Source organism: Streptomyces sp. NBC_00096, from assembly GCF_045041305.1.
Lineage (GTDB): Bacteria > Actinomycetota > Actinomycetes > Streptomycetales > Streptomycetaceae > Streptomyces.
The window spans coordinates 7,438,783-7,463,747 of the sequence record NZ_CP108221.1 but is presented as its reverse complement, the minus strand read 5'-3'; the positions used below and the strand labels follow the sequence as shown (position 1 = coordinate 7,463,747).

The 24,965-nt window shown below is 70.7% G+C and carries 21 protein-coding genes and 1 tRNA gene; 7 read left to right on the top strand and 15 right to left on the bottom strand.

Translation table 11 applies throughout. The features are described 5' to 3' along the window. Positions 1-53: 53 nt before the first annotated feature. Positions 54-497, bottom strand: a complete 444-nt coding sequence (locus OG904_RS33435; RefSeq protein ID WP_405497532.1) for an acyl-CoA thioesterase — start codon at positions 495-497, stop codon at positions 54-56. 235 nt (positions 498-732) lie between these two features. On the opposite strand from OG904_RS33435, the gene OG904_RS33430 reads away from it, so the two are divergent. Then, positions 733-1,671, top strand: a complete 939-nt coding sequence (locus tag OG904_RS33430) for an NADP-dependent oxidoreductase (protein ID WP_405497530.1) — start codon at positions 733-735, stop codon at positions 1,669-1,671. 316 nt (positions 1,672-1,987) lie between these two features. On the opposite strand, the gene OG904_RS33425 is transcribed toward OG904_RS33430, so the two are convergent. The 8 genes from OG904_RS33425 to OG904_RS33390 form a co-directional block, all read right to left on the bottom strand. Next, positions 1,988-3,628 (bottom strand): hypothetical protein, encoded by a 1,641-nt coding sequence (locus OG904_RS33425; protein WP_405497528.1) that lies wholly within the window; start codon positions 3,626-3,628, stop codon positions 1,988-1,990. Between the two features lie 539 nt (positions 3,629-4,167). Beyond that, positions 4,168-4,911 carry a CAP domain-containing protein gene (locus OG904_RS33420; protein WP_405497526.1) on the bottom strand — a complete coding sequence of 248 codons (744 nt, stop codon included), beginning with the start codon at positions 4,909-4,911 and terminating at the stop codon, positions 4,168-4,170. Between the two features lie 261 nt (positions 4,912-5,172). Continuing rightward, positions 5,173-5,613, bottom strand: coding sequence for an ATP-binding protein (locus tag OG904_RS33415; RefSeq protein ID WP_405497524.1), 441 nt, complete (start codon positions 5,611-5,613; stop codon positions 5,173-5,175). 212 nt (positions 5,614-5,825) lie between these two features. Continuing rightward, complete coding sequence (locus tag OG904_RS33410; protein ID WP_405497522.1) at positions 5,826-6,731, bottom strand: hypothetical protein; 906 nt, start codon at positions 6,729-6,731, stop codon at positions 5,826-5,828. Between the two features lie 5 nt (positions 6,732-6,736). Continuing rightward, positions 6,737-7,960, bottom strand: a complete 1,224-nt coding sequence (locus OG904_RS33405) for an MFS transporter (RefSeq protein WP_405497520.1) — start codon at positions 7,958-7,960, stop codon at positions 6,737-6,739. Between the two features lie 104 nt (positions 7,961-8,064). Further along, positions 8,065-9,588: a peptide MFS transporter gene (locus OG904_RS33400; protein WP_405497518.1), complete on the bottom strand. Its 1,524-nt coding sequence runs from the start codon at positions 9,586-9,588 to the stop codon at positions 8,065-8,067. Positions 9,589-9,820: 232 nt separating this feature from the next. After that, positions 9,821-10,243 (bottom strand): hypothetical protein, encoded by a 423-nt coding sequence (locus OG904_RS33395; RefSeq protein ID WP_405497516.1) that lies wholly within the window; start codon positions 10,241-10,243, stop codon positions 9,821-9,823. A 31-nt stretch (positions 10,244-10,274) separates the two neighbouring features. Then, positions 10,275-10,901 carry a class E sortase gene (locus OG904_RS33390; RefSeq protein ID WP_405498407.1) on the bottom strand — a complete coding sequence of 209 codons (627 nt, stop codon included), beginning with the start codon at positions 10,899-10,901 and terminating at the stop codon, positions 10,275-10,277. A gap of 828 nt (positions 10,902-11,729) precedes the next feature. Here OG904_RS33390 and OG904_RS33385 point away from each other — a divergent pair. Next, the gene (locus OG904_RS33385) at positions 11,730-12,200 is read left to right on the top strand and encodes a universal stress protein (RefSeq protein WP_405497514.1); all 471 of its coding nucleotides are present in this window, start codon (positions 11,730-11,732) and stop codon (positions 12,198-12,200) included. A gap of 58 nt (positions 12,201-12,258) precedes the next feature. On the opposite strand, the gene OG904_RS33380 is transcribed toward OG904_RS33385, so the two are convergent. From OG904_RS33380 to OG904_RS33370, 3 genes are all read right to left on the bottom strand, one after another. Continuing rightward, positions 12,259-14,382, bottom strand: coding sequence for a hypothetical protein (locus OG904_RS33380; protein ID WP_405498405.1), 2,124 nt, complete (start codon positions 14,380-14,382; stop codon positions 12,259-12,261). Positions 14,383-14,550: 168 nt separating this feature from the next. Beyond that, entirely contained in the window at positions 14,551-15,087 is a 537-nt protein-coding gene (locus OG904_RS33375; protein WP_405497512.1) for an AAA family ATPase, read from the bottom strand. Positions 15,088-15,107: 20 nt separating this feature from the next. Continuing rightward, entirely contained in the window at positions 15,108-16,184 is a 1,077-nt protein-coding gene (locus OG904_RS33370) for an FUSC family protein (RefSeq protein WP_405497510.1), read from the bottom strand. A 286-nt stretch (positions 16,185-16,470) separates the two neighbouring features. Here OG904_RS33370 and OG904_RS33365 point away from each other — a divergent pair, with 286 nt between their 5' ends. The 3 genes from OG904_RS33365 to OG904_RS33355 all read left to right on the top strand — a co-directional run bounded on the left by OG904_RS33365 (position 16,471) and on the right by OG904_RS33355 (position 17,758). Continuing rightward, entirely contained in the window at positions 16,471-16,740 is a 270-nt protein-coding gene (locus OG904_RS33365; protein WP_405497508.1) for a hypothetical protein, read from the top strand. Between the two features lie 231 nt (positions 16,741-16,971). Further along, positions 16,972-17,184: a DUF5999 family protein gene (locus OG904_RS33360; RefSeq protein WP_405497506.1), complete on the top strand. Its 213-nt coding sequence runs from the start codon at positions 16,972-16,974 to the stop codon at positions 17,182-17,184. Then, the gene (locus tag OG904_RS33355) at positions 17,171-17,758 is read left to right on the top strand and encodes a hypothetical protein (RefSeq protein ID WP_405497504.1); all 588 of its coding nucleotides are present in this window, start codon (positions 17,171-17,173) and stop codon (positions 17,756-17,758) included. Before OG904_RS33360 ends, OG904_RS33355 begins: the two co-directional genes overlap by 14 nt. A gap of 83 nt (positions 17,759-17,841) precedes the next feature. On the opposite strand, the gene OG904_RS33350 is transcribed toward OG904_RS33355, so the two are convergent. Then, on the bottom strand, positions 17,842-18,069 hold the full coding sequence (locus OG904_RS33350; RefSeq protein WP_405497502.1) for a hypothetical protein: 228 nt from the start codon (positions 18,067-18,069) through the stop codon (positions 17,842-17,844). Positions 18,070-18,183: 114 nt separating this feature from the next. Beyond that, positions 18,184-19,632 (bottom strand): trypsin-like peptidase domain-containing protein, encoded by a 1,449-nt coding sequence (locus OG904_RS33345; RefSeq protein ID WP_405497500.1) that lies wholly within the window; start codon positions 19,630-19,632, stop codon positions 18,184-18,186. A gap of 445 nt (positions 19,633-20,077) precedes the next feature. Between OG904_RS33345 and OG904_RS33340 the strand changes: the two genes are divergently transcribed. Beyond that, positions 20,078-20,150: transfer RNA gene (locus tag OG904_RS33340), tRNA-Arg, on the top strand. Between the two features lie 155 nt (positions 20,151-20,305). Beyond that, a complete protein-coding gene (locus tag OG904_RS33335; protein WP_405497498.1) occupies positions 20,306-21,550 on the top strand; it encodes an Ig-like domain-containing protein in 1,245 nt (414 codons plus the stop codon). Positions 21,551-21,673: 123 nt separating this feature from the next. Here OG904_RS33335 and OG904_RS33330 read toward each other — a convergent pair whose 3' ends face one another. Further along, a complete protein-coding gene (locus OG904_RS33330; RefSeq protein ID WP_405497496.1) occupies positions 21,674-24,844 on the bottom strand; it encodes a hypothetical protein in 3,171 nt (1,056 codons plus the stop codon). Positions 24,845-24,965 lie beyond the last annotated feature (121 nt).

The window sequence follows — 24,965 nt, the reverse complement described above, 5'->3', positions numbered from 1 at the left end:
GATCCTTCCCGCTCCTCCGGCCCACGGCCGGACTGCTGCGTCTTGGCGTTCCCTCAGGGTTTGATGGCCTCCAGGGCCTGGTGGGCCTGCTTGAGATCGGTGGCGTAACGGGCGAGGCGCTGCTCGTGTGCGGTCCGCGGCTCGAACGGCGGGACGGGAACGGGGGCCCCGTCGCCGTCCACGGCGACGAAGACGATGAGGCAGTCGGTGGTGCGCTCCAAGGTGTCCGCACGGGGGTCACCGGCCGCCACCGTCACGTGGATGTGCATGCTGGAGCGTCCGGTCGACGCGATGCGCGCCTGGATCTCGACCAGGTTGCCCACCACGACGGGTTTGCGGAACTGGATGTTGCCCACGCTGACGGTGACGCAGTAGTGGCGCGACCACGCGGCCGCACACGCGTATGCGGCCGCGTCGATCCACTTCATCAGCGCGCCGCCGTGCACCTTCCCACCGAAGTTCACCGAGCCCGGCTCGGCCAGGAACCTCAAGGTCATGACGCTTCGGTCGCCGGGCGGGCTTCCCGGCTCACCCCCGGGGTCCCCGGCAGCGCCTGGCGAATCATGGGTCATATCGCCACATTACGGCGCTTCGGAGTACTGCACACCTGCTGCCGCAGGGCAATCCCCCCTCCGGCTCCTCTCCATGAGGGTGCTTTCGCATGAACACGCCCCGGCGTTCCGCGCCTAACGTGGCGGCCGCCCACCCCTCGAGGAGAGAAGAAGAACCGTCGTGCGTGCTGTCGTATCGAATTCCCACGGAAAGATCGAAGAAGTCGTCGGCTTGTCCACCGTGGACGAACCTCCGCTGCGGCCCTCTGACCTGCGGGTGGAGATGCGCGCGGCCAGCGTGAACCCGATCGACTGGCTGATCGTCGCCGGAGCCCTGCGGGTCCTGCCCGAGGAAGCCTTCCCCCTGCCGCTGGGCAGTGACGGCGCGGGCGTCGTCACTGCCGTCGGCGCGGAGGTCACCGGCTTCGCGGTCGGTGACCAGGTCTTCTTCCGCGTGGCCCCGGACCGTACCGGCACCTTCGCCACCGTCGCCGTGGTCGATGCCGCACTGGCCGCGAGGATGCCAACCTCCACGAGCTTCGTCGAGGCCGCCGGCATCCCGCTGGTCGCGCTCACGGCATGGCAGGGCCTGGTCGAGCAGGCCCGGGTGGAGGCGGGACAGCGGCTGCTGGTCCACGGCGGGGCCGGGGCGGTCGGCGCCGCGGCGGTGCAGATAGCCCGGCACCTGGGGCTGCACGTCACGGCGACGTCGGGAGCGGAGGATGCGGACTGGGTCCGCGACCTGGGCGCGGAGCGGGTCATCGACTACCGCACGCAGAACTTCGAGGACGCCGGGGCCGCTTACGACGTCGTGTTCGACACGGTCGGCGGGGAGACGCAGGACCGCTCGTTCTCCGTCCTCAGGCGCGGGGGCACCCTGGTGTCGGTCCTCGGCGTCCCGGATGCCGAGCGGAAGGCGGAGCTGTACGGCGTGACGGTCCGGCCCTTCTTCATGCGGCCGGACGGCACCCAGCTGGCCCGGATAGCGGCGCTCGTCGACACGGGCGGCCTCCGCTCCCGCACCGACCGCGTCTTCCCCCTGGAGGACGCCCGGCACGCCCTCACCCGCAGCGCATCGGGCCACGCCAAGGGCAAGGTCATCATCGCCATGGTCGAGTGACGGTTCGGTGAACCGGTGAAGCTCCCGCCACGGATGTGTCACCGCGGCGGGAGCTTCACCACATCGCCAGCACTTACCCACCGGCGATCCGATCGCCACGCTGGAACTGCGGCACGCCGGCGAGCGAGGGCCGGGGACCGGGGTTAAGGAGCAGGGAACTTCAACACGAAGTGAGTGGCAGCTCGCTCGTAGAGCTTCCGATCTTCCGGGGAGGCAGTCGAAAGTACTGCGTCCCATGCGGTCTTCATCGCGTCCCGATCTCCGGGCCGCGCGCCGCGATCGCCAACGATATCCTGACTTAACAGCAACCGACTTCCTATGACTCCAACAGGAACCTCTTCTTAGCCACATTCAATTCATCAGCGATACCCTTCACCGTCGTCCGGTAAGCATCGGGGATACCATGAAGCGGATCACCGTTCACCAGGTACTGGTCGACGTTCTGCAGGTCGTGATCGGTGAATCCCCGAGGCCGGGAAGTACCGTCCTCCTTGAACCGGGCAGCCTTGCGCTGTTCCGGGGTCTTGTAGGATTCCAGCTGGTTTGATCGGAAGCCTGAACCGGGCTGTTCGAGGAGATGCCTTCCGAGCCGGTTCGACGAGTCCGTGACGCCGAGCCGCTCGTATCCCGCAGCATCGCCACCGCCAGTGGTCTTTCCATCCGGGCGAGCATGCCAGACGGCCATCCGGTCGCCACCCCAACTGTCCGGCTCCTCCATGTATCTGACGTCGAATCCCAGCATGGCGATTGCTTCCAGGTTTCCGCTGCGGAAGCCGAGGTGTCGCGCTACGTCGTAATTCCGGTGCAGGTAGTCGTAGAGAAGGAATTGACCGGTTCGGCCATTTCCGCCCCAGCTTTTAGCCGTCTCATCCTTCCAGAACTCGGTCATCACGATGACCTTGGCGCCAAAATTGTCGTTCAATTCGTCGCCCGCCTCGGTGGAAACCCACTTCTTCCTCATCCCCCTGCCGACCATCTTTCCTTCGCCCTTCCCCCAAAGCTTGCCGGATTCCTTGCCGCCATAGTTGTTGAACGTGTCAGCGATGTGTTGATACTTCTCCTGGCCGCCAGCCTTGCCCTTGGGCTGGCTGTCCCCCACGATGAGCACCGCGTCCATGTCCTTGAGGCCCGCGATGATCTGCGCCATCCCGGTGTAGCTGGTGTCGTGCTCTGTGTGAGCATTCCCACTCTTGCCGCTGAACCGGGACCAAAGGATCACGATCTTGCCGCTATCCGGAACCCCCTTGCTCGCCAGCCACTCCTTGACCTGCGGATCCTTGAGGTGGGCTGCACCGGCGTCGCCGCTCAGGCCGAGAGCCTCGCGATGCTTCGCCTTCTTTGCCGGACTGAAAGTCTTGGAGACCTGCTTGGTGCCCTCATTGACTTCCCGAATGCCGCTGTTGCCTCTCAATTTCGCATTCTTGCCCTCCCCAGTCACCTTCCTGATTTCCCCCTCCGCCTGCTTGTTAGTTAGACCCATTCGGATGCGATTCGCAGGGACTCCGAGGCTTTTATAGTAGGCCGCGCTGGATGCCCCGCTTTCACTCGTGGCCTCTTTTTGGGTCAGAAAGACACTGGAGTGCGGGTCAGTGGCGAGTACGTAGCCGATCCCAAACTGGTCGCCGGACGCATAGCCCGGCTGCACGATTCCGTAATACTTCTTGTTGCACACCACAAACTGTGGCAGCAGGAAATTTTCGAGCTGATCCGCGAATGCCCGGAGATTCACGCCATCCACCGCTTCAATAATGTCGTTCCGGAATAGTCCGTCCTGCATTATTGCGGTCACATATGAGTTTAGCCTCAGGTCGTTCACATCCAGCATGACATTGACGTCATCCCCAGCCTGCTTGGGATACAGAACCCCCAAGAGACTGTCCAGCAAATTTTTCACCCTAGCATCATCGATGTTTGCCAGCGCATACGTCTTGACCTTGTTGGCGTACTCGAGTTCCATCTTTTTCCATCCTTCGGCGGTTCACAACCCTCTGAATAATTCTCGGCCAGGGCGGCCAGGACCCCCAGGTGCTCCTGGACAGGCAAAGGGGCACCTGCGCCCGCCGATCTGGGCATGTTCGGCGGTTATAAGGGGACTCGAACTCGTGGCTCGTTGATCCCAGTTGAACTGGAGCGGCGACTTTGGAGGCGGCTGATTCATTCGAACAGGGAATGCGGTAGAGCAAGGTCGCCAGGTGCTCGGGGTGACGCCGCAGGCAGTCAGCCTGCGGCGGCGAGCCTCCCCTCCGCGCAGTTCACAGCCGCAGGCGGGTGGGGCTGCTTCGACGACGAGGCTGGAGCCCTGCTGAACGGGCCGGTCCGCCACACCGTCGCCACCGACAGGCTCACCCGTAGCCGTCGGCAGCTCACCGTCTGGACCCGGGCCGGAGGCCAACGCTTGTCCTCGAAGCCGTGCGCAGGCGGCCCTTGCCGAGTTCCGGCGGGGCCGCTCGGCTACGGTCTGCGACCAGATGACTTCGAGGTCGGTAGACCGTCGGCTCAGGCCGGGGTGCCGAAGTTCTGGGTCCACCAGGGGCCGCCGTTGGTGTTGACGCCTACGCCGATCTCGGTGAAGCCGCAGTTGAGGATGTTCGCGCGGTGGCCGGGGCTGTTCATCCAGGCGTCGACCACGGCGTCGGCGTCGGTCTGGCCCATGGCGATGTTCTCGCCGGAGGCCGACCAGGCGTACCCGGCCGCCTCGATGCGGTCCTGGGGCTGGGAGCCGTCCGTGCCGGTGTGGGCGAAGTTGCCGGTGGCAGCCATCGTGTCGCTGTACCCCTGCGCCGCCTCGGTGAGGTCCGCGTCCACCTCCAGGGCCCTGCATCCCTGTGCCGCGCGCTCGACGTTCACCAGCCGGACGACCTCCTGGGCCTGGCTGCTGCCCGCGGCCTTCGCGGCGGTCTCGGGCTTGGGGGCCGGCTGCTTCTTGCTCGAGGTCTTGGTCGGCTTGGGCGCCGGCTGTTTGGCGGTGCGGGACGGACTGGCCTTGGCGGTCGCGGGTGCCTTCGGCTTGGTGGACTTGGACGCCTTGGCCGACGGCGTCGTGGTGGACCGCTTCGGGGTGGCCGATGTGGACCGGGCCGACGATTCCGGTACGGGAGCGGAGGAGGAAGGGGGATCGACTGCGGTGCCCGTCGCGCCGATGTCGAGGGCGACGGAGCGCGCCCGGTCGGCCGGGGACCCGATCAGTTCGACTCCTGCCGCGCAGGCCCCCGCGAGGGCCATGACTCCCACGCCTGCCATGGCTGCCTTGACGCGCAAGGGCCGGGCCGCGCGGTGACCGCCGCCTCTGCGGGCGGCACGGGGACTCATCTCGGGGACCTCCGGGGTGGGGCAGGTGGGGTGCGGGCCGGCCGTCGCTCCGGCAGGCGGGAAGCGGAATGAGTTAATCCGCCTGCCTCGGATCGTAGGCGGGCCCACGACGCCGCAACACCGTCCGAGCGGTCCGCTCAGGAGACCCTAGGGATCCGTTCAGGTTGCCGAAACCGCTCCTTGCCCGGCGCCTCACGCCAGGGCGAAGCCGGCGTACACCGTCTTGCCCGAGAACGGTTGCGTGCCGGGCCCGCTTCCGCGGCGGGGCGTCGCACCCCAGCGGTCCGCGAGTGCGGCCACCAGCTGGCAGCCGTACCCGCCGGCTTCGCCCTTGGCCTCCGCGGCGGGCTCCTGGGGCATCGTGTCGGACGCGTCCTCCACCTCCACCATCAGCTCGCCCTCCTGCCACCCCACGCGTACCGTGTCGGCCCCACCGGCGTGCCGGCAGGCGTTGGTGACCAGCTCGGACACCACCAGCAGGACATCGTCGGCCCGGTCAGTTGCGGCCTCACAGCCCGACCGGCGGCACTCGTCGAGCACGTCGGAGGCCATCTTGCGGGCCTGGCGGACCGCTTCGTCCCGGAAGCCCGGGCGGATGGCCGTCGGTGCAGTGGTGGGGGTGGGCATGCTCATGGGATGTTCCCCGTTCAGAACGGAATGCCGGGTTCAGGGCGAAATATTGCGATTTACTCCATACCTCCATGACAGCCGACGGCGGCCGTGCGGACATCGGCCATCGGGGCCTCCGAGGCGTGAGCCCCACTCCGCCCTTCGGCCTACCTACCCGTCCACCGATCGGCCACCGATCGGCCCCCACCGGCGCCCGGAGAGACCTGGCCGGCACCTCAGCAGGACGTGAGGTGGCCCGGCACCACCAGCCCGGCAGCGGTGATGGCGTCCTCGACGGTGTCCAGGTAGTGCGAACCCCAACCACGGAGGATCTCCAGGGCGCGCATCCGGCCGACTTCGCTCAGGCCGGTCCATACGGCCGGATCGAAATGGCGCTCCAGGCCGGTGAGGACCTGCTGCTCGGCCTCCAGCTGCGCGATGAACGCCCGGGCCCACGGCCAGTGGTCCGCCGCGCCGGAGGCGAGGGTGTCGCGGTGCTCCCGCGTCATCACCGACTCGAACTCGTAGAGCCGGATGAACTCCCCTTCGGCGCCCGACGTGCGCACCTGACAGCTGTGCACCTGGTGCCAGAGGACCACGCCCTCGAATGCCAGGTAGCGGGCCCGGTGGGCCTGGCCCAGGCCTTCCCAGCGGGTCCGGGTGGTCGCGTAGTCGCCTTCGAGGAACGCGTCCGTCTGTCGCGCGAGGGACTCCACGACATCGTTGGGGAACGCCGCCGGGCCCTCGCACACCAGGAGGTGGATCCGGTCGTAGTCGTCGAAGGCGGGGCCGAGAACTCCGGTGCACACGTGCCGGGAGGCGGAGCAGAGGGTGGGGCTCGCGCAGAGCCACATCGACTCGGGGAGCGTGGCGAGTTCGCCACCGGCACCGGCGACTTCCCGCTCCGCAGCGGCCAGTTCGGCATCGGACACCGGGACGAGCCGCATGTTGTCCACGGCGTCCCCGGAGTGGACGTACGGCGCGGGGCCGCTCGACCCACCGGAGGCGAGCAGCCGGACGTCGGCCGCCGACATGCCGCCACCGGGCGGTCCGTACGTGACGAGGCTACGGGCCCGCGGCACGCGTATCCGCGTCACCGAGAACACCGGGGCGCTGCGGGCCAGCAGGTACAGGTCGGTCATGATCGTCAGCCTTTCGGGTCGGGGATGAGACAGGGGACCTGCTCCGCGCCGGTTCCCCCGGCGCCGGAGGCGTGGCCCGGGACCCGAAGGTCCGGCAGGGCCCAGGCGCCGACGGCGATGGCGATGGAGACCGGGATGAGGATGAGGAAGCCCGTGCGCAGGGAGGAGTGCTCGGCTACGAGGCCGATGGCCACGGGGCCGAGCAGCAGCCCGCTGTAGCCGAGGGTGCCGGTGCGAGCGATGGCCGCCGCCGGCCGGTCGCCGCCGACCAGCCCGGCCAGCGAGAAGGTCAGTGGCACGACGACGCACACCGCGACGCCGATCAGCACCAGCCCGGCCACCGCCCACGCGGGCGACTGTGCGGTGACGAAGAGGGTGAATCCGGCCGCGGACGCCAGACCGGCACCGGTGAGCAGCAGCCGGGCCCCGCAGCGCTGGGTGAAGCGGTCGCACACCAGCCGCCCGGCGAGCATGGCCAGCTCGAACGCCGGGTAGCCGAGAGCGGCGACCGCCTCCGACGCGCCCAGTCCGTCGTACAGGTGCAGGCCGCTCCAGTCCGCTACGGCCCCTTCGGCGAGGAAGGCGCAGAACATCAGGGCCCCCAGCAGCAGGATCACCCGCGGCAGCTTCGGGGGCCGGGCGGATCCGGCGGCGGGTGCGGGCGGCGTGTCCGGCAGGAAGCGGAACATGGCGTAGCCGGCGGGCACGAGCGCGACGACGGCCGCCGCGGCCACCGAGGTGGTGAAGTCCAGTCCGGCGGCGGCCAGGCCCGCCCCGGCCAGACCGCCGATCACGGCGCCCAGGCTCCAGCCCGCGTGCATCCGGCCCATCACGGGTCGGCCGCTGATCCGCTCCAGGTGGGAGGCCTGGGCGTTGGCGGCGACGTCCACCAGGCCGAACAGGCTGCCGAAGACGAGGCCGCCGAAGAGCAGGAAGGGGTAGGACGGCGCGAACGCGAGGAGCATGAGGCCGGCCACCGAGGAGGGGACGGCGAGGCACAGGACCTTGTGGCTACCGTGGCGGGTGACCAGCCGTGAGGCCATCAGCATGGCGACGAGTGCGCCGAGGCCCCAGGCGAGCACCTCCAGGCCCACCTGGAGCTCGGTCAGGGAGAACTTGTCCCGCAGGGCGGGGATCCGCACCACCCACACCGCGCTGATGGCTCCCACCAGCGCGAACGTGGTCATCGTCGCGTTCATGGCACGGGCAAGGCGGGCGTCAGAGGTCATGGGGCGGAGCCTTCCTCGGTACGAGGGCGGGTACGGGTTGGCGTACTGATCGGGTATGTGACCGGGGCGGGCCGACGTGGTGCGCGGGCGGGCGGCGCCGGCGGTCACGCCGCCGAGCCCATCAGGCCGCTGATGCGGTGGCGGCACAGGTAGACGCCCAGGCCGACCAGAATGGCGACGGCGCTCTCGGCGAGGACGGCGGGTGCGTCGGCCAGGTTGACGTGCGCCATGGACAGGATTCCGGTGACGGAGTCGCCTGCTGTGACGGCCAGGAACCACACGCCGAGCATCTGGCTGCAGTACTTCGAAGGGGCCAGCCGGGTGGTGGCGGACAGTCCGACGGGCGACAGGCTCAGCTCGCCGAGGGTCTGCACCAGGAAGATCACCACGAGCCACCAGGGGCTGACCCGCGCCCCGTCCGAAGCCAGGGCCATGGGGATCAGGAACACCAGGAAGGAGGCGCCGATCAGCAGCAGACCCGCGCTGAACTTCCCCGCGTTGGTCGCCTGCTTGCGGCGCCGCGCCAGGTACAGCCACAGCCATACGAACAGGGGGGCCAGCACGATGATGAAGACGGGGTTCAGGCACTGGTACCAGGAGCCGGGGACGTTGAAGCCGCCGATGCTGGCGGAGGCGCTCGTCTTGGCGAACGCCAGCAGCGTGGAACCGGCCTGGTCGTAGATCATCCAGAAGACGGCCGCTGCGACGAACAGCCAGATGTAGCCGCGCAGCTTCGCCTGCTCCTCCCCCGTCAGGCTCCGGTCCCGCTTCATCCGGGCCAGCACGACGACGGGTACCGCCAGCCCGATCAGGGTGAGGGGCAGCAGGGCCCAGGTGAGCGTGTAGTGGCCGGTCGCGGCGACCACGGCGTAGAAGGCGACGACGACGGCCAGCACGGCGAGGCCCCGCCCGGTCAGGGTGCGGCGCTCGGCCGCGCTCAGCGGGTGCGGCACGCGGTTGCTGGTCGGCGACAGGTGGCGGGTGCCCAGCAGGTACTGGACGAGGCCGAGCGCCATGCCGACGCCGGACAGGACGAACGCCAGCGGCCAGCTGACCGTCTCGCCGATCGTGCCGATCACCAGCGGGGCGAGGAGCCCGCCGATGTTGATGCCGACGTAGAAGAGCGTGAAGCCGCCGTCGCGCCGGGGGTCGTCGGGACCGTAGAGGTGGCCGACCATGGCGGAGATGTTGGCCTTCAGCAGGCCCGAGCCGATCGCCACGAGCGCAAGGCCGCCGAGGAAGGCGGTGGTACCGGGAGCGGCCAGGACGAAGTGCCCGGCCACGATCACCACGGCACCGATCGCCACCGTCTTGCGCGCCCCCCAGACCCGGTCCGCGAACCATCCGCCGGGCATCGTCATGAGGTAGACCACGGCCAGGTAGACCGAGTAGATGGCGGTCGCCGTGGCCAGGGTCATGCCGAGGCCGCCGCCCGGAAGGTGGGCCCGCAGGCCGGCGGGTCCGCCGGAGATCAGGTAGAAGACGAGCAGAGCGCGCATGCCGTAGTAGCTGAAGCGCTCCCACATCTCCGTCATGAAGAGCGTGGCAAGCCCCCGGGGGTGTCCGAGAAAGCCCTTTCCTGCTGGGGACGGCGCAGGGGGCGACGGGCTGGTGAGAGCGGCGGACACGGTGACTCCTGGGGGGCGGAGTGACGCCTCACCCCTTCTCCTCCTGCCTGAAGGGGCAGGTCACAGGGTAGGCGGGGGGCCGGAAAGGCCCGTCCTCGAAGTCTGGCCGGGCAGGCCCGGCCGGACGATCCCCCGGTCATGGGACCGGTCGGGGGAGAAGCCCGCCGTCCGGGTGGAGGGGCGGGCCGGGTCCGGGCCCGTGCACACCGTCGTGGAGCCCGGACCCGGCGCGTCAGTACCGGTCCCGGTCCCGGTCGGGCTCGTCGTCCGCGCCGGGGGCGCCCCAGACCGGCTCGCCTCCGTCGTCGGCCGGCCAGGAATGGAGGGTGTAGTGGTCTCGGAGCTCTTCGAGGAGCAGCTCGTCGTACTCCCCGCCCAGGTACTCGCACAGGACGGTGCGGCCCTCCCAGGACTGGTCGAAGGAGAGGACCAGGAGCCGGTCGGCCGCCGTGCCCTGTTGCACGGAACGCTTCCAGACCTGACCGGGCGCCGCGGTGACGTACACGTACCCCTCGGCGTACGCCTGGCACGCCAGCCGCAGGGCTCGGTCGGGCGGGATGCGGTCGTGCTCCACCAGCCGGTCGCGGTACCGCTTGACCAGTTCCGCTGCCCGGGCCTGGCCCACGGCCAGGTCGATCCTTGTCTTCTTCACCATCGGTCGCCCCTCGGGCCGGTCGCAGGGAATGTCACCGCAGCTCCTTCGGAAGGGTGCGGGAGGCGTTGACGGGCGCGGTGCGCACCAGGTGCCCCCACACGGCCATGCGGTAGTCCGACGTGTACTTGGGGGTGCACGTGGTCAGTGTGATGTAGCGGCCCGGGCCGGTGTAACCGGCGCCCTCGGGAACGGGCCGGATGATGCCGGTGTTGTCGTTGGACGTCTTCGGAAGGGTCTTGTCCAGCTCGTAGACGTACCAGGTGTCCCGGGTCTCGACGACCGCCACGTCGCCCGGCTGCAGCCGGTCCATGTGGTGGAACTTGGCCCCGTGCCCGTCGCGGTGGGCGGCCAGCGCGAAGTTGCCCTTCTTCTGCCACGGCATCGCCGCGTTCTCGTACGCGCCGGCCACCGCCCGGTCCAGGATCTTCGGGGCCGTGCCGGACTCGATCAGGATGGGCGACTTGCTCATGCCGGGGACGTGCAGGAAGCCGATGGCATCCCCCGGCGGGGGCCTGCGCGGCTTGCTGCCGTCCGTGGGCCGCTGCCATTCGTTGCGCAGGTCGGACGACGCGCCCTCGGAGGTGCGGTTGGCGAAGTAGTCCGTGCCCCACACCGAGTACGCCGCGTACAGGCCCAGCAACAGGCCCATCACGCACAGGAGCGCGCCTAGCCGTGAGGCGAGCGAACCGCGCCGCCGTCCGCCGCGCCGCTGCCCGGGGCCGGAGCTCGGGCCGGACTGGCGGGGCGGCCCGGTCGGGGGCCCGGTCGGAGGGCCGGTCGGAGGGCCGGTCGGAGGGCCGGTCGGAGGCCACGTCGGCGGGCCGGTCGGGGGCCACGTCGGCGGGCCGGGATGTCGGAGCGGGGCCGCTCGGCGGTCGGCCTCTCGGCGCGGCCTGGGGGGCGGCGGGTGGGGCATGTCGGGTCCAGTGGTGTGGGGGGCGTGGCCGTGCGCTGCACTGCCGGGCGGTACTGGGCACGGTGCGCCATCGGCGGGCCGGGCGCAGCCGCCGCCGGGGAAGTCGTCCGGGCAGTGCGGTGGCGCGCGCTGCCGCCCGCGCCGGGTGCGCACGGGAGGGGGACGGCCTCAGGTACGAACGGCGGTCCTCCCACTTGCTGTCCGAACGCAGGGGTGCCGGCGCGCCGGGAACGGTCAGAGTGGAGTCACGCCGGTCGGAGAAGCCGGCGGTGCGCGGGCGGGACCGTGCCACCCTCATCCCCGGGGTGTGTACCGCCCGGCGCCTCGGGTCCCCCGTGGGCCCGGCCCGCACTCCCCCGTGGGCCGGGTCCATCCCGGGCCCGCCACGGGTCCGGGTCGGGCCCGCCCACCCACCCCCGTGGGCCGGGCCCGACCCGGACCCTTCCTCGCGGCCGTCGTCGGCTCGCTCCCCTCCCCCCGGGAGTGGGGCCGATCGGGGGAAGGAGCGACCCGGCTCCGCTTCGTACGGTGCTGCTGGTAAGTCTCAACGGACCAGCGGAAGGGTCTACCGTGACACAGGACCTCCTCCCCCGACGGATCGTCGTGGGTCTCAGCGGATCCCTGGAAAGCTTCACCGCCCTGCACCGGGCCGTGGCCGAGGCGCGCCGCTGCGGCGCCGAGGTCCTGGCCGTGCTGGCCGTGGCACCACCTCTGCACGCGGCCGACCAGATCCCGCTCGAAGTGGAGTCGGCGGAACGGCAGTTGACCGACCTGCTGGAGTCCGCGTTCGGCTCCGGCGGGCCCGAGGGCGTACCGTTCGCCGCCACCGCGGTGCTGGGCTCTCCGGGACTGGCCCTGACACAGATCGCCGACCGGCAGGGCGATCTCCTGATCGTCGGCGCACCGCGGCGGCGCCTGCGGTTCCCGGGCTCGTCGACGGCACGCCATTGCGCCGCCCGCGCCACGTGTCCGGTGCTCGTCGTACCGCTGCCCTTCGTGCCCGCCGTGCCGGCCGATCCGCAGATCAGCGCCGCGCGCTGAGGCCCGGCGCTCCCGCAGCGGGGCCTGTGGCACGGGGACCACAGGCCCGGCCGCCCGGCTACGACCGGGTGGTCGCCATGGCGTAGCCCAGCAGGCCCTCCCTCGTGTACGGCCCTTCACAGCCCGGGCTGTTGGAGATGAAGTGGTCGAAGGCGGAGGGGGCGTAGCACCGGTAGAGCGGCACCGAGCCGGGTACCGGCCGGGTGTACACGTATCCGATCGGGCCGAGGGGTTCCAGGCCCTCACACCCGGGGTCGGGGGTCAGCAGCGAGTGCCGGGCGGCCTTGCACTCGTAGAGCCGGACCGTGTCGGGCGCCGGGTCCCGCAGCACCTTCCAGACCGCCTCGTGGGTGAAGCCGGCGGGGAGGGAGCGCGGGGAGGCCAGGTGCCCGTGGTACGGCTGGTAGCCGCGGACCAGTGGTACGTACGGGCTCTTGTACGCGGAGGTCTGCCCCCACGTGCGCAGATAGCCCTCGGCGCCCTGCATCAGCTCGTCCACCACGTCCTGACCGCCGGAGACCCGGATGTCCTCGATCCAGTCCGGCACGAGTCCGTAGTGGGTACCGCCGCCATCGGTGTTGACGTCCCAGACGCGGCTGCCGGTGACCTGCCGGTCGAGGAGCGAGCCGCCGTCGGGACTGCGGAAGGGATAGGTGACCGGATTGCCGTTCGCGGCGCGGGGGCCGGGGAGCCAGGCGAACCCGTTCATGTCCGTGCCGATGCCGAACCCGGCGCCGTACTTGGTGCGCAGTGCGGCGTGCTTGCGCGTCTCGGCGATGAACGCCGGGGCCTCGTACATGTGCCCGGTGATGAAGCCGCCCAGGCGGTAGACGCGCTCGGTCCAGCCGTCGTCCATCCAGCCGTGGGTCGACAGCGCGCCGGGGTACCGCTCGGCTTCGAGGACGCGTAGCGCGCGGTCCGCCGCCTTGACGCTCATGTGGTCGATCTCGAGCATCATGTTGCGCTTCATCATGCCCAGGACCGCATACTCGCCCAGGGTGGTCAGGCCGCGGCGGTTGCACTGTGCCGCCTGCAAGGAGGCGTCGTACCGCGGCAGTTCGACGCCTTCCGGCAGCGCGGCCCGGATCCGGGTCTCCGCCTCCGCGCGGGAGGTCCCGTCGTCCGCCGCCGCCGCACCGGTTTCCTCCTCGCGGCCCTCGGCGGCCGCTTCGGCGGCGAGTCCGAAGCCGATCGGGTTGTCGTGCTCGGGGCCGGGGCACGGCTCCGTGCTCCAGAAGGTGCCCGTCGACAGGAACTGGCCGGCGTTGATGGCCATGCCCTGGGTGCCCGAGTCGAAGCGGACGCCGCACAGGGCGTTGTCGAACTTGTGGCACAGGAACATGCTGCGCACACCGAGCCGGTGCAGCTCGTCGAGGCCGCTGTCGATGTCCGCCATGGTGCAGCGCGGGGCGTCCAGGACCTGTTTGCAGCCGAACGGTTCGGAGGTCTCGACCCCGAGGACGACCGCGAGTTTGCCCTGCTCGATCACCTTGCGTGCCTGGGCGGGCTCGGTGACGACCCGGAACCAGCCCTTGCCGGCGCCGCCGTACATGGCGTCGACGTAGTCCTGGAGTTCGTACGTCTTCTGGATCTGGAGCCTGATCGCGGTCATCTCGTCGCAGCCGCGGTCCTTGAAGAAGTACAGCGAGCAGATGACGCCATTGGTGACCATGTCGTTCACCAGGATCCGCTGGCCGCCCCGCCAGGCACGCTCCACCCAGGCGTAGTAGGTCTGCTGGTGGGTGGCGGAGTCGTGGGCCGGCCAGTCGCGGAACGTCGGCCAGCCGGTCGGGTCGTGCCGGCCGTCACCCCCCTTGGTGATCATGTCGAAGAGGGCGAGGACACCGTTCGGGTAGTGCTCGGGGCAGTCCTTGAGGGCGTCTGCCGCACCTGCGGGTGAGAAGACCTTCCCGCAGACCAGTCGCCCCCCGAAACCCTCGTTGGACATCAGGTGGACGTGCCCGTCGACGTATCCGCGGACGCGTCCTTGTGCGTCGGTCCCGGTGAAGGGCTCCCCCGTGACGTTGATCTGCGAGTCAGGTGCCGGGCGTGCCGCGGGCTCCCACCAGACGGCTCCGGCCGATGCTCCGGCGACCCCGGGGCCGAGCAGCAGGGCCAGGACCGCGAGGAACACGCCCGATAATAAGAGGCGGCTCCGCCCGAGGGCTCTTCGACGTCTCATCTCCACGCCTTTCATTGCGCGTACATGACAATGCGGAATGTGGAGAGAGGGGGTCCAGATGTCAACGGGCTTATGTTACGGAGTGGTTGGGGACAGAGTGTTCGCGCCAGGGCACCGCGCCGTGCAGGTCCAGGCCTATCCCCGGCCGATCGGAGCGAAGGTCCAGGCCTACCGCAGTCCGGCCATCGCGCGCGCGACCACCGCCGCCCGCCCGTCAGGCGGACCGGTCAGCTCCAGAACCGGCAGGTCGGGCCATGCGTCCAGCGGATCGCCGTGGACGATGTCCAGCAGACGACCGTCCATGGCCGTGCGCAGACCGGGAAGCTCCGCGGCGGGCAGCTGCCGCTCGGTCTCGGCTGTCAGTGGCAGGACGACCAGGAGGTCCAGACTCGACATGGCCGATTCCAGCACCTCCGGCGCCACCTCCGCTTCGATCGTGCGGCCGTGGGCCGCGAGATAGGCGAGGAAGTCGACCGGAGTGCGGTCGAAGACGACGTCGGCCGCGGGCGAGCGCAGCAGGCGCAGCGACACCCTGAGCTGCGCCCGGAAGTCTTCGGACGTCGGAGGCTGGTGGAACTCGTGCCCCTCGTCCTCCAGCAGCAGGTACGGCTCGTCGACCGCCGCGTGGCCGGGAAGCAGGGAGCACAGCTCCTCCACCAAGGTCGTCTTGCCCGTGCCGTGGGTGCCGGACACTCCGATGCGCATGGCGCCCTCCTTGGTTCCGGCTATCCGGGCGGGCAGGGCCCGCCCGGGTCCACGGGCGGAGTCGGCTGCGGGGGCGGCGGTACGCACGCGTCCAGGATCTTGTGGAACGGCCTGCGCAGGGCCACGGCCACGGCCTGCGGGTCCGTCTCACGGTACCGGTCGAGCAATCGGCGCGCAGCCGCGGCATCGGCCGCCGGATCCCGCCCCCGCACCATGGCCTCGACGGTGCGGGCGGTCGCCTCGGCGATGGCGGGCAGTTCCTCCTTGGCCCGCAGCAGGACCGGGCTCGGCCCGTCGCGCGCGCTCAGCGTGTCGGCCTCCACCCCGAGGAGGTCGACGTAGGGCGCGGTCTGGGCCACCGTCCCCAGCCGGCCGGCGAGGTCGGCCACCCGCTCCCGGTCACGCCTGTGCAGCGGGTTGAACCGCATCGCGACCTTCGCCTGGGCCGACCGTTCGCGGTAGCCGCCGAGTCGCTCCGCCTCGTCCGCGACGAACACGCGATTCGCGCGGGCCGCGTTGGGATCGCCCAGAACGCCCACACTGCTCGTGAGCGCCGCCGACAGGTGTGCGCTGCAATCCCGCGCGATCGCCTCGAGCTCGCGGAGCGGGTGCGGGGGCCACAGCAGGGGTGCCAGCACGATCGTGACCAGGCCTCCCATCGTGGTCTCCCACACCCGCGCGATGCCGTAGGCGTCCGGAGCCGGATTGGAGAGCACCAGCAGGGAGGACAGGCCGACCTGCGGATTGAGCGCCCTTCCGGGCCCGATGTAGATGCCGACGAGCAGCGCCAGTCCCATCACGAGCACGACAGCGGCCAGCGTCGGAGAGAGCAGGGTGACCAGGGACAGGCCCAGGGCCACCCCTGCCGTCACGCCGGCGACGCGCATGAGCACCGCTGTCATCGAGGAGAACGGATCGCTGCGCAGCGCCATCAGCGGGGCGAGGGCGGCGTAGATGGGCGGATTGCGGGCTCCCGCCCAGAGCGCCAGCTGCCAGGCGATCGCCGCGATGACCAGGATGCGCGCGGCGGTGGGACCCTGGTCCCGGAGCCGGTCGACGGCCCGTGACCGCATCGAGGAAGGTGCTGCGGTGCCCATCCCGCCACCGTACGGCGCACCCGCGCCCGCCGCCGCTCGGCGGGCAGGTCGGCGGCAGGTTCACCGACCGCATCCGCCGCCGCACCGCCTGGTCGACCTGCACTGCGGTACTTCGGCGCGGCCGTCGCCGTACCTGCCTGCCCGGCAGCGCGCGGCCCGCGCTCACCGGCCGACCGGCGCACCGGTAGGGGGAGCGGTCCTCCCCCTACCGGTGGGAGCGCCCTCCCCTCAAAGGACGGCTGATCGGCTCAGCCGGGCACCGCGGCACCGCTCGTACAGTCCTGGTATGGACAACAGGTCTCTTCACGACACGGCGGACCGGGCTCAGTTCTCCCTGCTCCTGTTCGACCTTGCCTGCGCCGAGGGAGACTGCACGGGAATGCGGCGCGCCCTGCTGAGCCTGGCCCTCTGCATGCGCGAGATGGGCGACCCCCACACTGCGGCCGAGCTGCAGGCCCTGGCCGAACGGCACCGTGCCCACGGCGCCTGGTCCACGGCGGAGCGCCGGTTCCCGCGGCAGCTGCGCGGAAAGCCGCATCGGCCGCGTCCGAGCTGAGAGCCGAGCCGAGCCGAGCCGAGCCGAGCCGAGAACAGGATCGCCGCAGCCGTGCCGCAGCCGCTGCACCCGGCCGGGCCCTGCCCGATGGCTTGCCCTGCATTCCGCTGTGCCGGATCCGGGCGGGCATCAGACTGCCCTCCCAGGACGACGGCGGAGCGTCGTGCGTGCGGCCACCGTGGCGGCAGGCGCAGCAGGCCGCCGTTGCCCGCAACTGCGAAAGGAAGCGCGATGTGCGCGCATGAACCGACCTGTCCTCAGGCCAGCTCCCACGACAAGGAAGCCGCCGCCGTCGTGGTCAGCCATCCGGAACAGGGCTGGAACCGGCTCTGCAACGGAGTGACGCTCTTCGACGACACCGGCGAGCTGCTCCCCGACGGCCGCCAGGTCCCGCCCTGCCGCGGGGTCGGCCAGAGCGCGGGGCACCGTCATGTCGGCCGCTGAGCAGGGCGCGTTCTGCACGGCCCTCTTCCGGTTCGAGGAGCTCTCACGCGAGTTCACCGCGGACAGCCTGCGGCTGGAGCGGATCGTCCTGCGCACCGGGGTCGCGCACGGCGAGAGCGGAGATACGTTCCAGGCCCCCGAGGCCACGCTGAACCGCGGGGAGATCTGGCGGACGAAGTTCCTGCTCCTCGACATCTGCTACGGCGAGCCCACTGGCACCGTCACCCGCATCACCGGTGACCTCACCCACGCCCAGGGGCGGCTGCACCGGGCGTGGGAGCTGGCGCTCCAGGCCCGGGCGAGCGGCTTCCGGGGCCCGCTGCCGCTCGACAGCGTCGACGACGTCCACCGGACGGTGGCCGCCTACGGCCTGGAATCCTTCCGGCCCAACATGGCCAAGTGCCGCGCGCTGTGGGGCGGCCTGCCCGCCTCGGAGCGGGCACTGCTCTCCTCGGACGTCACCACCGTGATGGCCGCGGTCACCGAACGGCTGAACGCGCTCGAATCCGCGTTCTCCGCCGTCGAGCACAGTGCGTGGGTGCTGCAGACCGCGGAGCACTCCGCCCTGATCTGACCGGCCCGCCCCCTTCACGGCCGCCCGCCGGGCAGTCGTCACCATAGGGGGCGCTGAGCTGCGCCGGGTGGGTCCGGATGGGTTCAGTCCCGCAGGCGCCGCAGCGCGGTCCGCCCGTGGGCGAGCAGTCCGTGCGGAGGCTCCTCCGAGCCCTGTACCGGCTCGTGGGACGGCCGCCAGGCAGTGTGCAGCGCCTGCCAGAAGTCGGTCCAGGCTGCGGTTTCCGTCGGGCCGTGCCCCTCGATGCCACCCAGGGACTCGCACGAGACGACATAGCCGTCGGGCGTGAGGCGGACGGTCGGAGCAGGCATGGCGCACTCTCCCGGGGTCGGGGTACGCCCAGTGTCCGCCGATGTGGTCCGACGCGCACGTCCGCCCGCCGGGAACCGGCGGGCGGAGCGGGCGGCCACGGCCGGCGCGGCGGGTCAGGAGCTGCCGGAGCGTGCGCCCAGGACGACCATCACGGTGTGCGTGCGTCCGTCGCGTAGGTACTCCACCTCTACCCGGTCGTGGGGGCGGTGCGACCAGACCGCGCTGATCAGCGCGGGACCGTTGTCGATGTCGAGGCCGTCGAGACGATCGATCACATCGCCGGGCTTCAGTCCGGCCCGGCCGGCCGGGCCGTCCGGGATGACGGACGGGCCGCCGTCCGTCCGGGGGTCCGGCCCGATCTGGACGCCCCGGCCCGTGTAGGCGCCGTTCACCTTGAATCCGAGCTGGGCATACTGCGCCCGGCCGTGGTCGACGAGGCTGTCGGCGACCCACTTCGCCTGGTTGATGGGAATGGCGAAGCCCACTCCCACACTGCCGGCGGGACCGGCGCCGGGGGAGGTCGCGCTGTCGATGGCGGAGTTGACCCCGATGACCCGGCCCGCGTCGTCGAGGAGGGGACCGCCCGAGTTGCCCGGGTTGATCGGGGCGTCGGTCTGCAGGGCGCTGAGGTATGCCGACGCCGTGCCGTTCCGTGTGGTCACCGGCCGGTGGAGCGCGCTGATGATGCCCGAAGTGACGGTTCCCGCCAGGTCGAACGGGGCTCCGGCGGCGACCACGGGCTGCCCGATGACCGCCTGGTCCGAGTTGCCGAGCGGCAACGGCGCCGGGGTCCGGTGCTTCCCGTCGAGCTTCACCACCGCGATGTCGTAGCCCTTGGCCACGCCCACGACCGAGGCCCGGAACGTGCTGCCGTCGGAGAAGGCCACGGTGAGCTTGCCCGCGTGGCCCCCGGGTTCGACGACGTGGGCGTTGGTGAGGATGTGTCCGGAGGAGTCGAAGAAGAAGCCGGTGCCCACGATCCGCACGCCCGGGCAGCTGGCCTCGATCGTCACGGTGCTGCGCAGCGCCTCGCCGGCGACCTGGGGCACCGGTCCCGCCGCGAGCGGCCCGGACGTGCCCCCGGACCCCGCCGACCACGGGGACAGCGGCACGTCCGCGCCCGAGCTCCAGGAGCCGAGCACACCGCCGATGACACCGGCGAGCAGCGCGGCGCCCGCACAGGCGGCCACCAGATGCCTCGCGCGGAAGACCCGCGCGGCTCCGCTGTCCTTCGCGGCGGCCGCGGTGGGGAGGTCCGGCGCGGGCTGTCCGGACGCGGGCTCCCCCGGCACGGGCTCCCCCGGCACGGGCTCTCCGGACGCGGGCTCCCCGGGCGCGGGCGTCGGCTGGATCGCCGTCTCGTCGACGGATTCCGGCGCAGTGGAGTCGGGGCCGCTGCCCGGGGCCGGTGCGGCTTCCGCGACGGGTCCCTGCTCCGCAGCCCCCGTGGCAGTGGCCCCCGCCGTGGCCGGGGACTGCGCCGTGCCGGGAACCCGCTGCGGGGCGGGGTCCTCCTGCGCCGGGGCCTGCACTGCGGGCTGCTTGTCTTCGGAGGCGCTCACCGGGACCTGCCTTCCTCGGCCCGCGGGGGTGGCCGCGGCGGAGTAGTGGTGAACCCAGCGTGGGCGCCGCGACCGACCGTCCCGTTCCCCCGACTGGAGGAGCCGGCGGTGGAACGTCCCCTCCCCCGGCCCGTGCCGCCGCACGACGGGCCGCGCCCGCGGGCCGCCGGGCCGCCGCGGAGACCAGGCCCGGAAGCCGGTCGGCCCGCTCCCCTACCCGATGAGACCGATGACCACTCGGTCGCCTCGGCCTCGGCGGGTCGCGCTGTCCGGTGCGGTGCAACGCGAGGCGGAGGGCCGCCGCTCGTACTGGACGTACTCGGCTGCCCCGGCAGTGCGGCCAGGCGCCGGTGCCAGACGTCGCGGGCCCGGCAAGATCCGAAAGAGACGGCCTAGCCTGGCGGGGTACCGGGAGCGCCTCCTGTCGTGGAGTGCCTCCTGCCCCGCCCCCGTAGCTCAGTGGACAGAGCGGGCGCCTTCTAAGCGTCGGGCCGCAGGTTCGAGTCCTGCCGGGGGCACTGCCCAGCCGGCTCCCTCCTCCGATCGGAGGGGCGGGACGGGTCCGGTCGCGGGGCCGACGGTATGACCTGCCGGGCGGGGCGGGGTGGACAGGATGGAGGGCAATGACGCCGCCTTCCCGCGCCTTCCCCCAGAGAAATGCCGGAGTACGCCGATGAAGAAGCCCTCGCTGACCACGACGGTGTTCCTGGTGGCGGGGGTGTGCGCCGCTGCCGCCGTCGTCCCGCTCGTCCTGTCCGACTCGACCGGCAACGGCGGCAGCCCGCCCGCCACCGCCAGCCCCTCCCCGCCGACTGCGCCGCGCCTGTCGTTCAGCCTTGCCGACGGGAGCACCGGCATACGTCCCCTGCAGAGCCCTGAGGTCTCGGCAAGCGGCGGCCGGCTGGCCTCCGTCACGTTGCGACCGGCGACGGGGGGCGCCGACCAGGGGACCTTCGCCGCCGATCGGACGCACTGGGCGTTCGACGGCACCCTGGCCCTGGGCACCACCTACACCGTGCACGCGGTGGCTCAGGACGCCTCCGGCACGGAGGCCGCCGAGGATGCGAGCTTCACCACGCTGCCGGCCGCGAGCGCCCTCCGCGTCGACGCCGTGCCGTCGGCCACGGTCAAGGCCGTGCCCACGGTGGGGGTCGGCATGCCCGTCTCCCTCACCTTCAACAAGCCCGTCCTCGACGAACAGGCGGTTCAGCGGGCCGTCACCGTGACGTCCAGCAGCGGACAGCCGGTGGCCGGTCACTGGTTCGGGCCCACCCGCCTGGACTTCCGCCCCCAGACGTACTGGAAGCCCGGATCGAAGGTCAGCGTCCGGATCGCCCTCGACGGCGTCAACGCTGCGCCGGGCATCGTCGGAGTCCAGGAGAAGTCGTTCGACTTCACCGTCGGCCGCTCCCAGATCTCGACCGTCGACGCCGCGACGTCCACGATGACCGTCGTGCGGTCCGGGCGTACGGCCAAGGTCCTGCCGGTGTCCACCGGAACCAAGGACCACGAGACGTACAACGGCACCATGGTGATCTCCGCGAAGGCCCGTGAGATGCGCATGAACGGAGCCACCGTCGGCCTTCTCGACGAGGACGGGAAGCCCTCCTACGACATCCCGGACGTCCCGCACGCGATGCGCCTGAGCAGGTCGGGAACCTTCATCCACGGCAACTACTGGGCCCCCGAGTCCACGTTCGGCACGGCCAACACCACCCACGGCTGCATCGGGCTCCGCGACGTGAAGGGCGGCGGGGACCCCAAGACCGCCGGAGCGTGGTTCTACGACCACTCCCTGGTCGGCGATGTGGTGATCGTGAAGAACTCGCCCGGTGGCGGCACCATCAAGCCGGACAACGGGCTCAGCGACTGGAACCTGTCCTGGTCCCAGTGGAAGGACGGCTCGGCCCTGGGCTGACGCCGACGCTGACGCGCCCCCGCTGTTCCCGCTCCACCAGGAGCCGGAACAGCGGGGGCCGCACCGCGGATACGGCGGCGTCTCGGCGACCGCGGCAACCGCGGCGACCGGTCGGGCCGGGCGTCAGGCCCGGCGGCGGGCCGCGATCAGCAGGGCCGCTCCGATGCCGAGGGTGCCGATGGTGCCCAGCGCCCACCACAGGGCGCTGCTGCCGGTCGCGGCGAGGGCCTGGTCCAGGATGGATTCGCCCTCACCGTCGTCCTCGCTTGCGCCGCCGGCCGTGCCGGCAGTGTCCGAGTCCCCGGCGCCGTCGGACGAGTCGGATCCGCCGTCGGATCCGCCGGGGGCACTCTTGCCGTCGGAGGTGGCCGTGACGGCGGCGCTGCCGCAGATCTCGACGCACTCGTTGGGATCGTCGGCCTTGGAGTCCAGGGCCAGGACGTCGAGCCGGTAGTCCTGGGGCTTGTCCGTGGTGAAGCCGACCGTCAGGGTCTTGCTCCCGTCCTTGGGCAGGCTGCCGGCCTTCCAGGTGCCGGTCTGCGGGTCGAAGGCGTCGCCCCCGTCGTGGGTCACGCCATCGGCCCCGGACGGGAGCGCGAGCTCCACGGCGGTGTCAACGGCCGTGGAGGGGCCGGCGTTCTTGACCGTCACCGAGATGGTCCCCTTCTCACCGGCCTTGACCGTCTCCTCGCCGGCTGCCACGGCCACGTCGAGGTCGGCTTGCTGGACGACCTTGAGCACATGCGACCTCGGTACACCGATGACCGTGTCCTGGCCCTGCAGAGGCGTACCCGACTGCTTGACCGTCGCCCGTGCCGTCAGGGTGTCGCGGTCCGCGGGCACCTTGCCGGTCAGCTTGATGACCGCCGTGCCCTGGTCCGATCCGAGGTCCCCGGGCTTCCACAGCCCGCTCTTCTCGTCGAACGAACCGTTCTTCTCGCCCACGGACTCCAGGGTGACCCCCTCGGGCAGCGAGGTCTCGATCTCGAGGCCCCTGACCGTCGACGGGCCGTCGTTCACCGCCTCCACCGTCCAGGTGACCTCCTGGCCGGGGAGTGCCTGCGGCTTGCCGGCCGTGACCTTCACGCTGACCGCGCCCTGCTGCCGGACGGGCAGCACGTGCTGGGCGACGTGCTCGGGCGCGCCCTGGTAGTCGTCACACTTCGTGTCGATCGAATCCTTCGGCACGGTCTCGCCACCGGTGACGCACACCCGGTGCACGCCGGCTTCGCGGTCTGCCGGCACGATCCCTTCCACCGTCAGCACGGCGGCCTTGTCGGTGCCCACGTCAAGTTTGGGAATGGTCCACACGCCGTCTTCATAGGTAGTGCCCGCGGGCCCTCCACGTGCCCTGATCTGCGTCATCCCCTCGGGAAGGACGTGGGAGATCTCGACGTACCGGCCCGCGGAAGGACCGCGGTTGTCCACCCTGATCGTGTACGTGGCCTTCTCGCCGGGAAGGTAGGGGCTTTCGTCACCGCGTTCGGCCGACACTGCGAGGTGCACGTCGGACTTCAGCTGGACGTCGACCCTCCGGCTCGCGTCGTTGTTCTTCAGGTTCGCATCGTGGAGTCCGCCGAACGATTCGATGTAGGCGCCGAGTTCCAGTGTTTCGTCGTCGGCCGGCACGGAGACGGGGAGGATGAGGGTGGCACTCGCCCCCGCGTCCAGACCGTCCTCGATGGTCCAGAGTCCGTCCTTGTACTGTCCCTCCACCTTCTCGGTGTCGAGAACGGCTCCCTGGGGGAGGGGCACGGCGACCGTGACGCTGTCCGGCCTGGCCGGACCCGCGTTGGTCACCTTCACCGAAAGAAGCACGTCCTCCTTCGGGGCGGCCTTGCCCTCGCCGACCGGCGTGCGGTCGTCGTCCGCTCTCAGGACATCCGTCTCCACCTTCAGGTCGAGGACGTTGGTGATGCCGCTGCTGAAGCTGTTCCGGTCGTTCCCCTCTGTGACGTCGATGGTGGACGTGGTCACCTCGGCAGTCGACCTGAGGGGGCCGCTGGTGCTCCCGACCGTTCCGGCGAAGGTGACCGCAAGGTCCGTGTGCTCCTTCAGCTCCCCCACGGTGCAGGTGATCCAGTCGGCGTTGTCGGGCTCGCCGCATGCGAGATCGTTCGTGGTGAACGATTCCAGGCCCTCCGGCCTCAAGATCTTCAGCTGGACGTCCTTGGCCGGGCTGGTCCCGCTGTTCTCGATCTTCAAGGACAGCTTGGCCTCCTCGCCCTTGACGTACTTCTCGGGCTCCTTCTTCGAGAAGTCGCCTACCAGGCTCAGGTCGGCGGAGGCGATCTTGATCGTCTCCGCCGCGAGGTCGGTCGACTCCTCCTTCAGCCACTGGTTCGAGTGCAGGGTCGGCTGGTGGATGAACTCCATGGACGACGGCGCGTCCAACTTGTCAGCCATCTTGATGTCGTAGCTGACGGAGTACGCCCCCTCGGGCTCGATCAGGCCGCCCCCGGGCGAGGAGGCTCCCTTTCCGAGCGGGATGTGCAGGGTACCGGCGTCGAACCAAGCGTGGTTCTTCGGCAGTTCCAGCGGTTCCTCCGGCTTGTCACCGGACGTGTGCCTGACCACCACGGACGCCGGGTCGGCGGTGAATCCGTCCGGCACGGGGGCGGTGAGGATCGCGTTCTGCAGCGTGCCGCCACCGGCGTTCGTGACGGTGGTGGTCACGGTGTGCGGCTTCCCGACATCGAGGAGGCCCTCGGCCTTGACCGTGCTGTCCACGTCGGCCACGTAGTCGATCGCGAGCTCGTCGACGAGCGTGTTGCCGCTCAGATTCGACTGGATCTGCACCAGGGTGCGCTCCTGGCCCTCGGGAACCTTGTACTCGCCCTCCGAGACCTGCCACTTGTCCTTCTGCGAGACGACGGTGAACTCCTGCCTGGCGCCTTCTTCGTCCAGGTCCGACATCGAGAGGGTGAACCCACTGCCGGTGGCGTCGCGCAGCCCGGTGTGGGCGATCTTCCATCGGAGCGTCTCACCGGGCTTGGTTTCGATCGGCCGGGACATCGTCCCTCCGTAGAGTTGGACGAACTGGTGCCCCTCCCGGAGCCCGACGACGTCTGGATTCCAGGCGGGTGAGGACAGCACGGAGTGCCTCTTGTTCTTGTCAGTCCTCACCGCCCAATCTCCGGGCTTCATGGTCGAGGAGTCGGCCCTCGGCTCCTCGAACCCGTCGTTCAGCAGGAAGTGGGACTTGTCGAAGCCCGTCGGCTCGTCCTCGGGGGTCGCGTTCGCGTACTGCAGGACGAAGGTCGACATCAGCACGGCTGCAGCGCCTGCCCCCATGTAGACGTTCCGCCGAGACGCTCGATGCCTTTTCGCGGCCATGTGTCAAAACCCTTTCGCCACGTGAGCGGTTACGCGGAACAGAGAGCTCCGCGCTGGTCACTCTGGTGGGAAGGGTCCG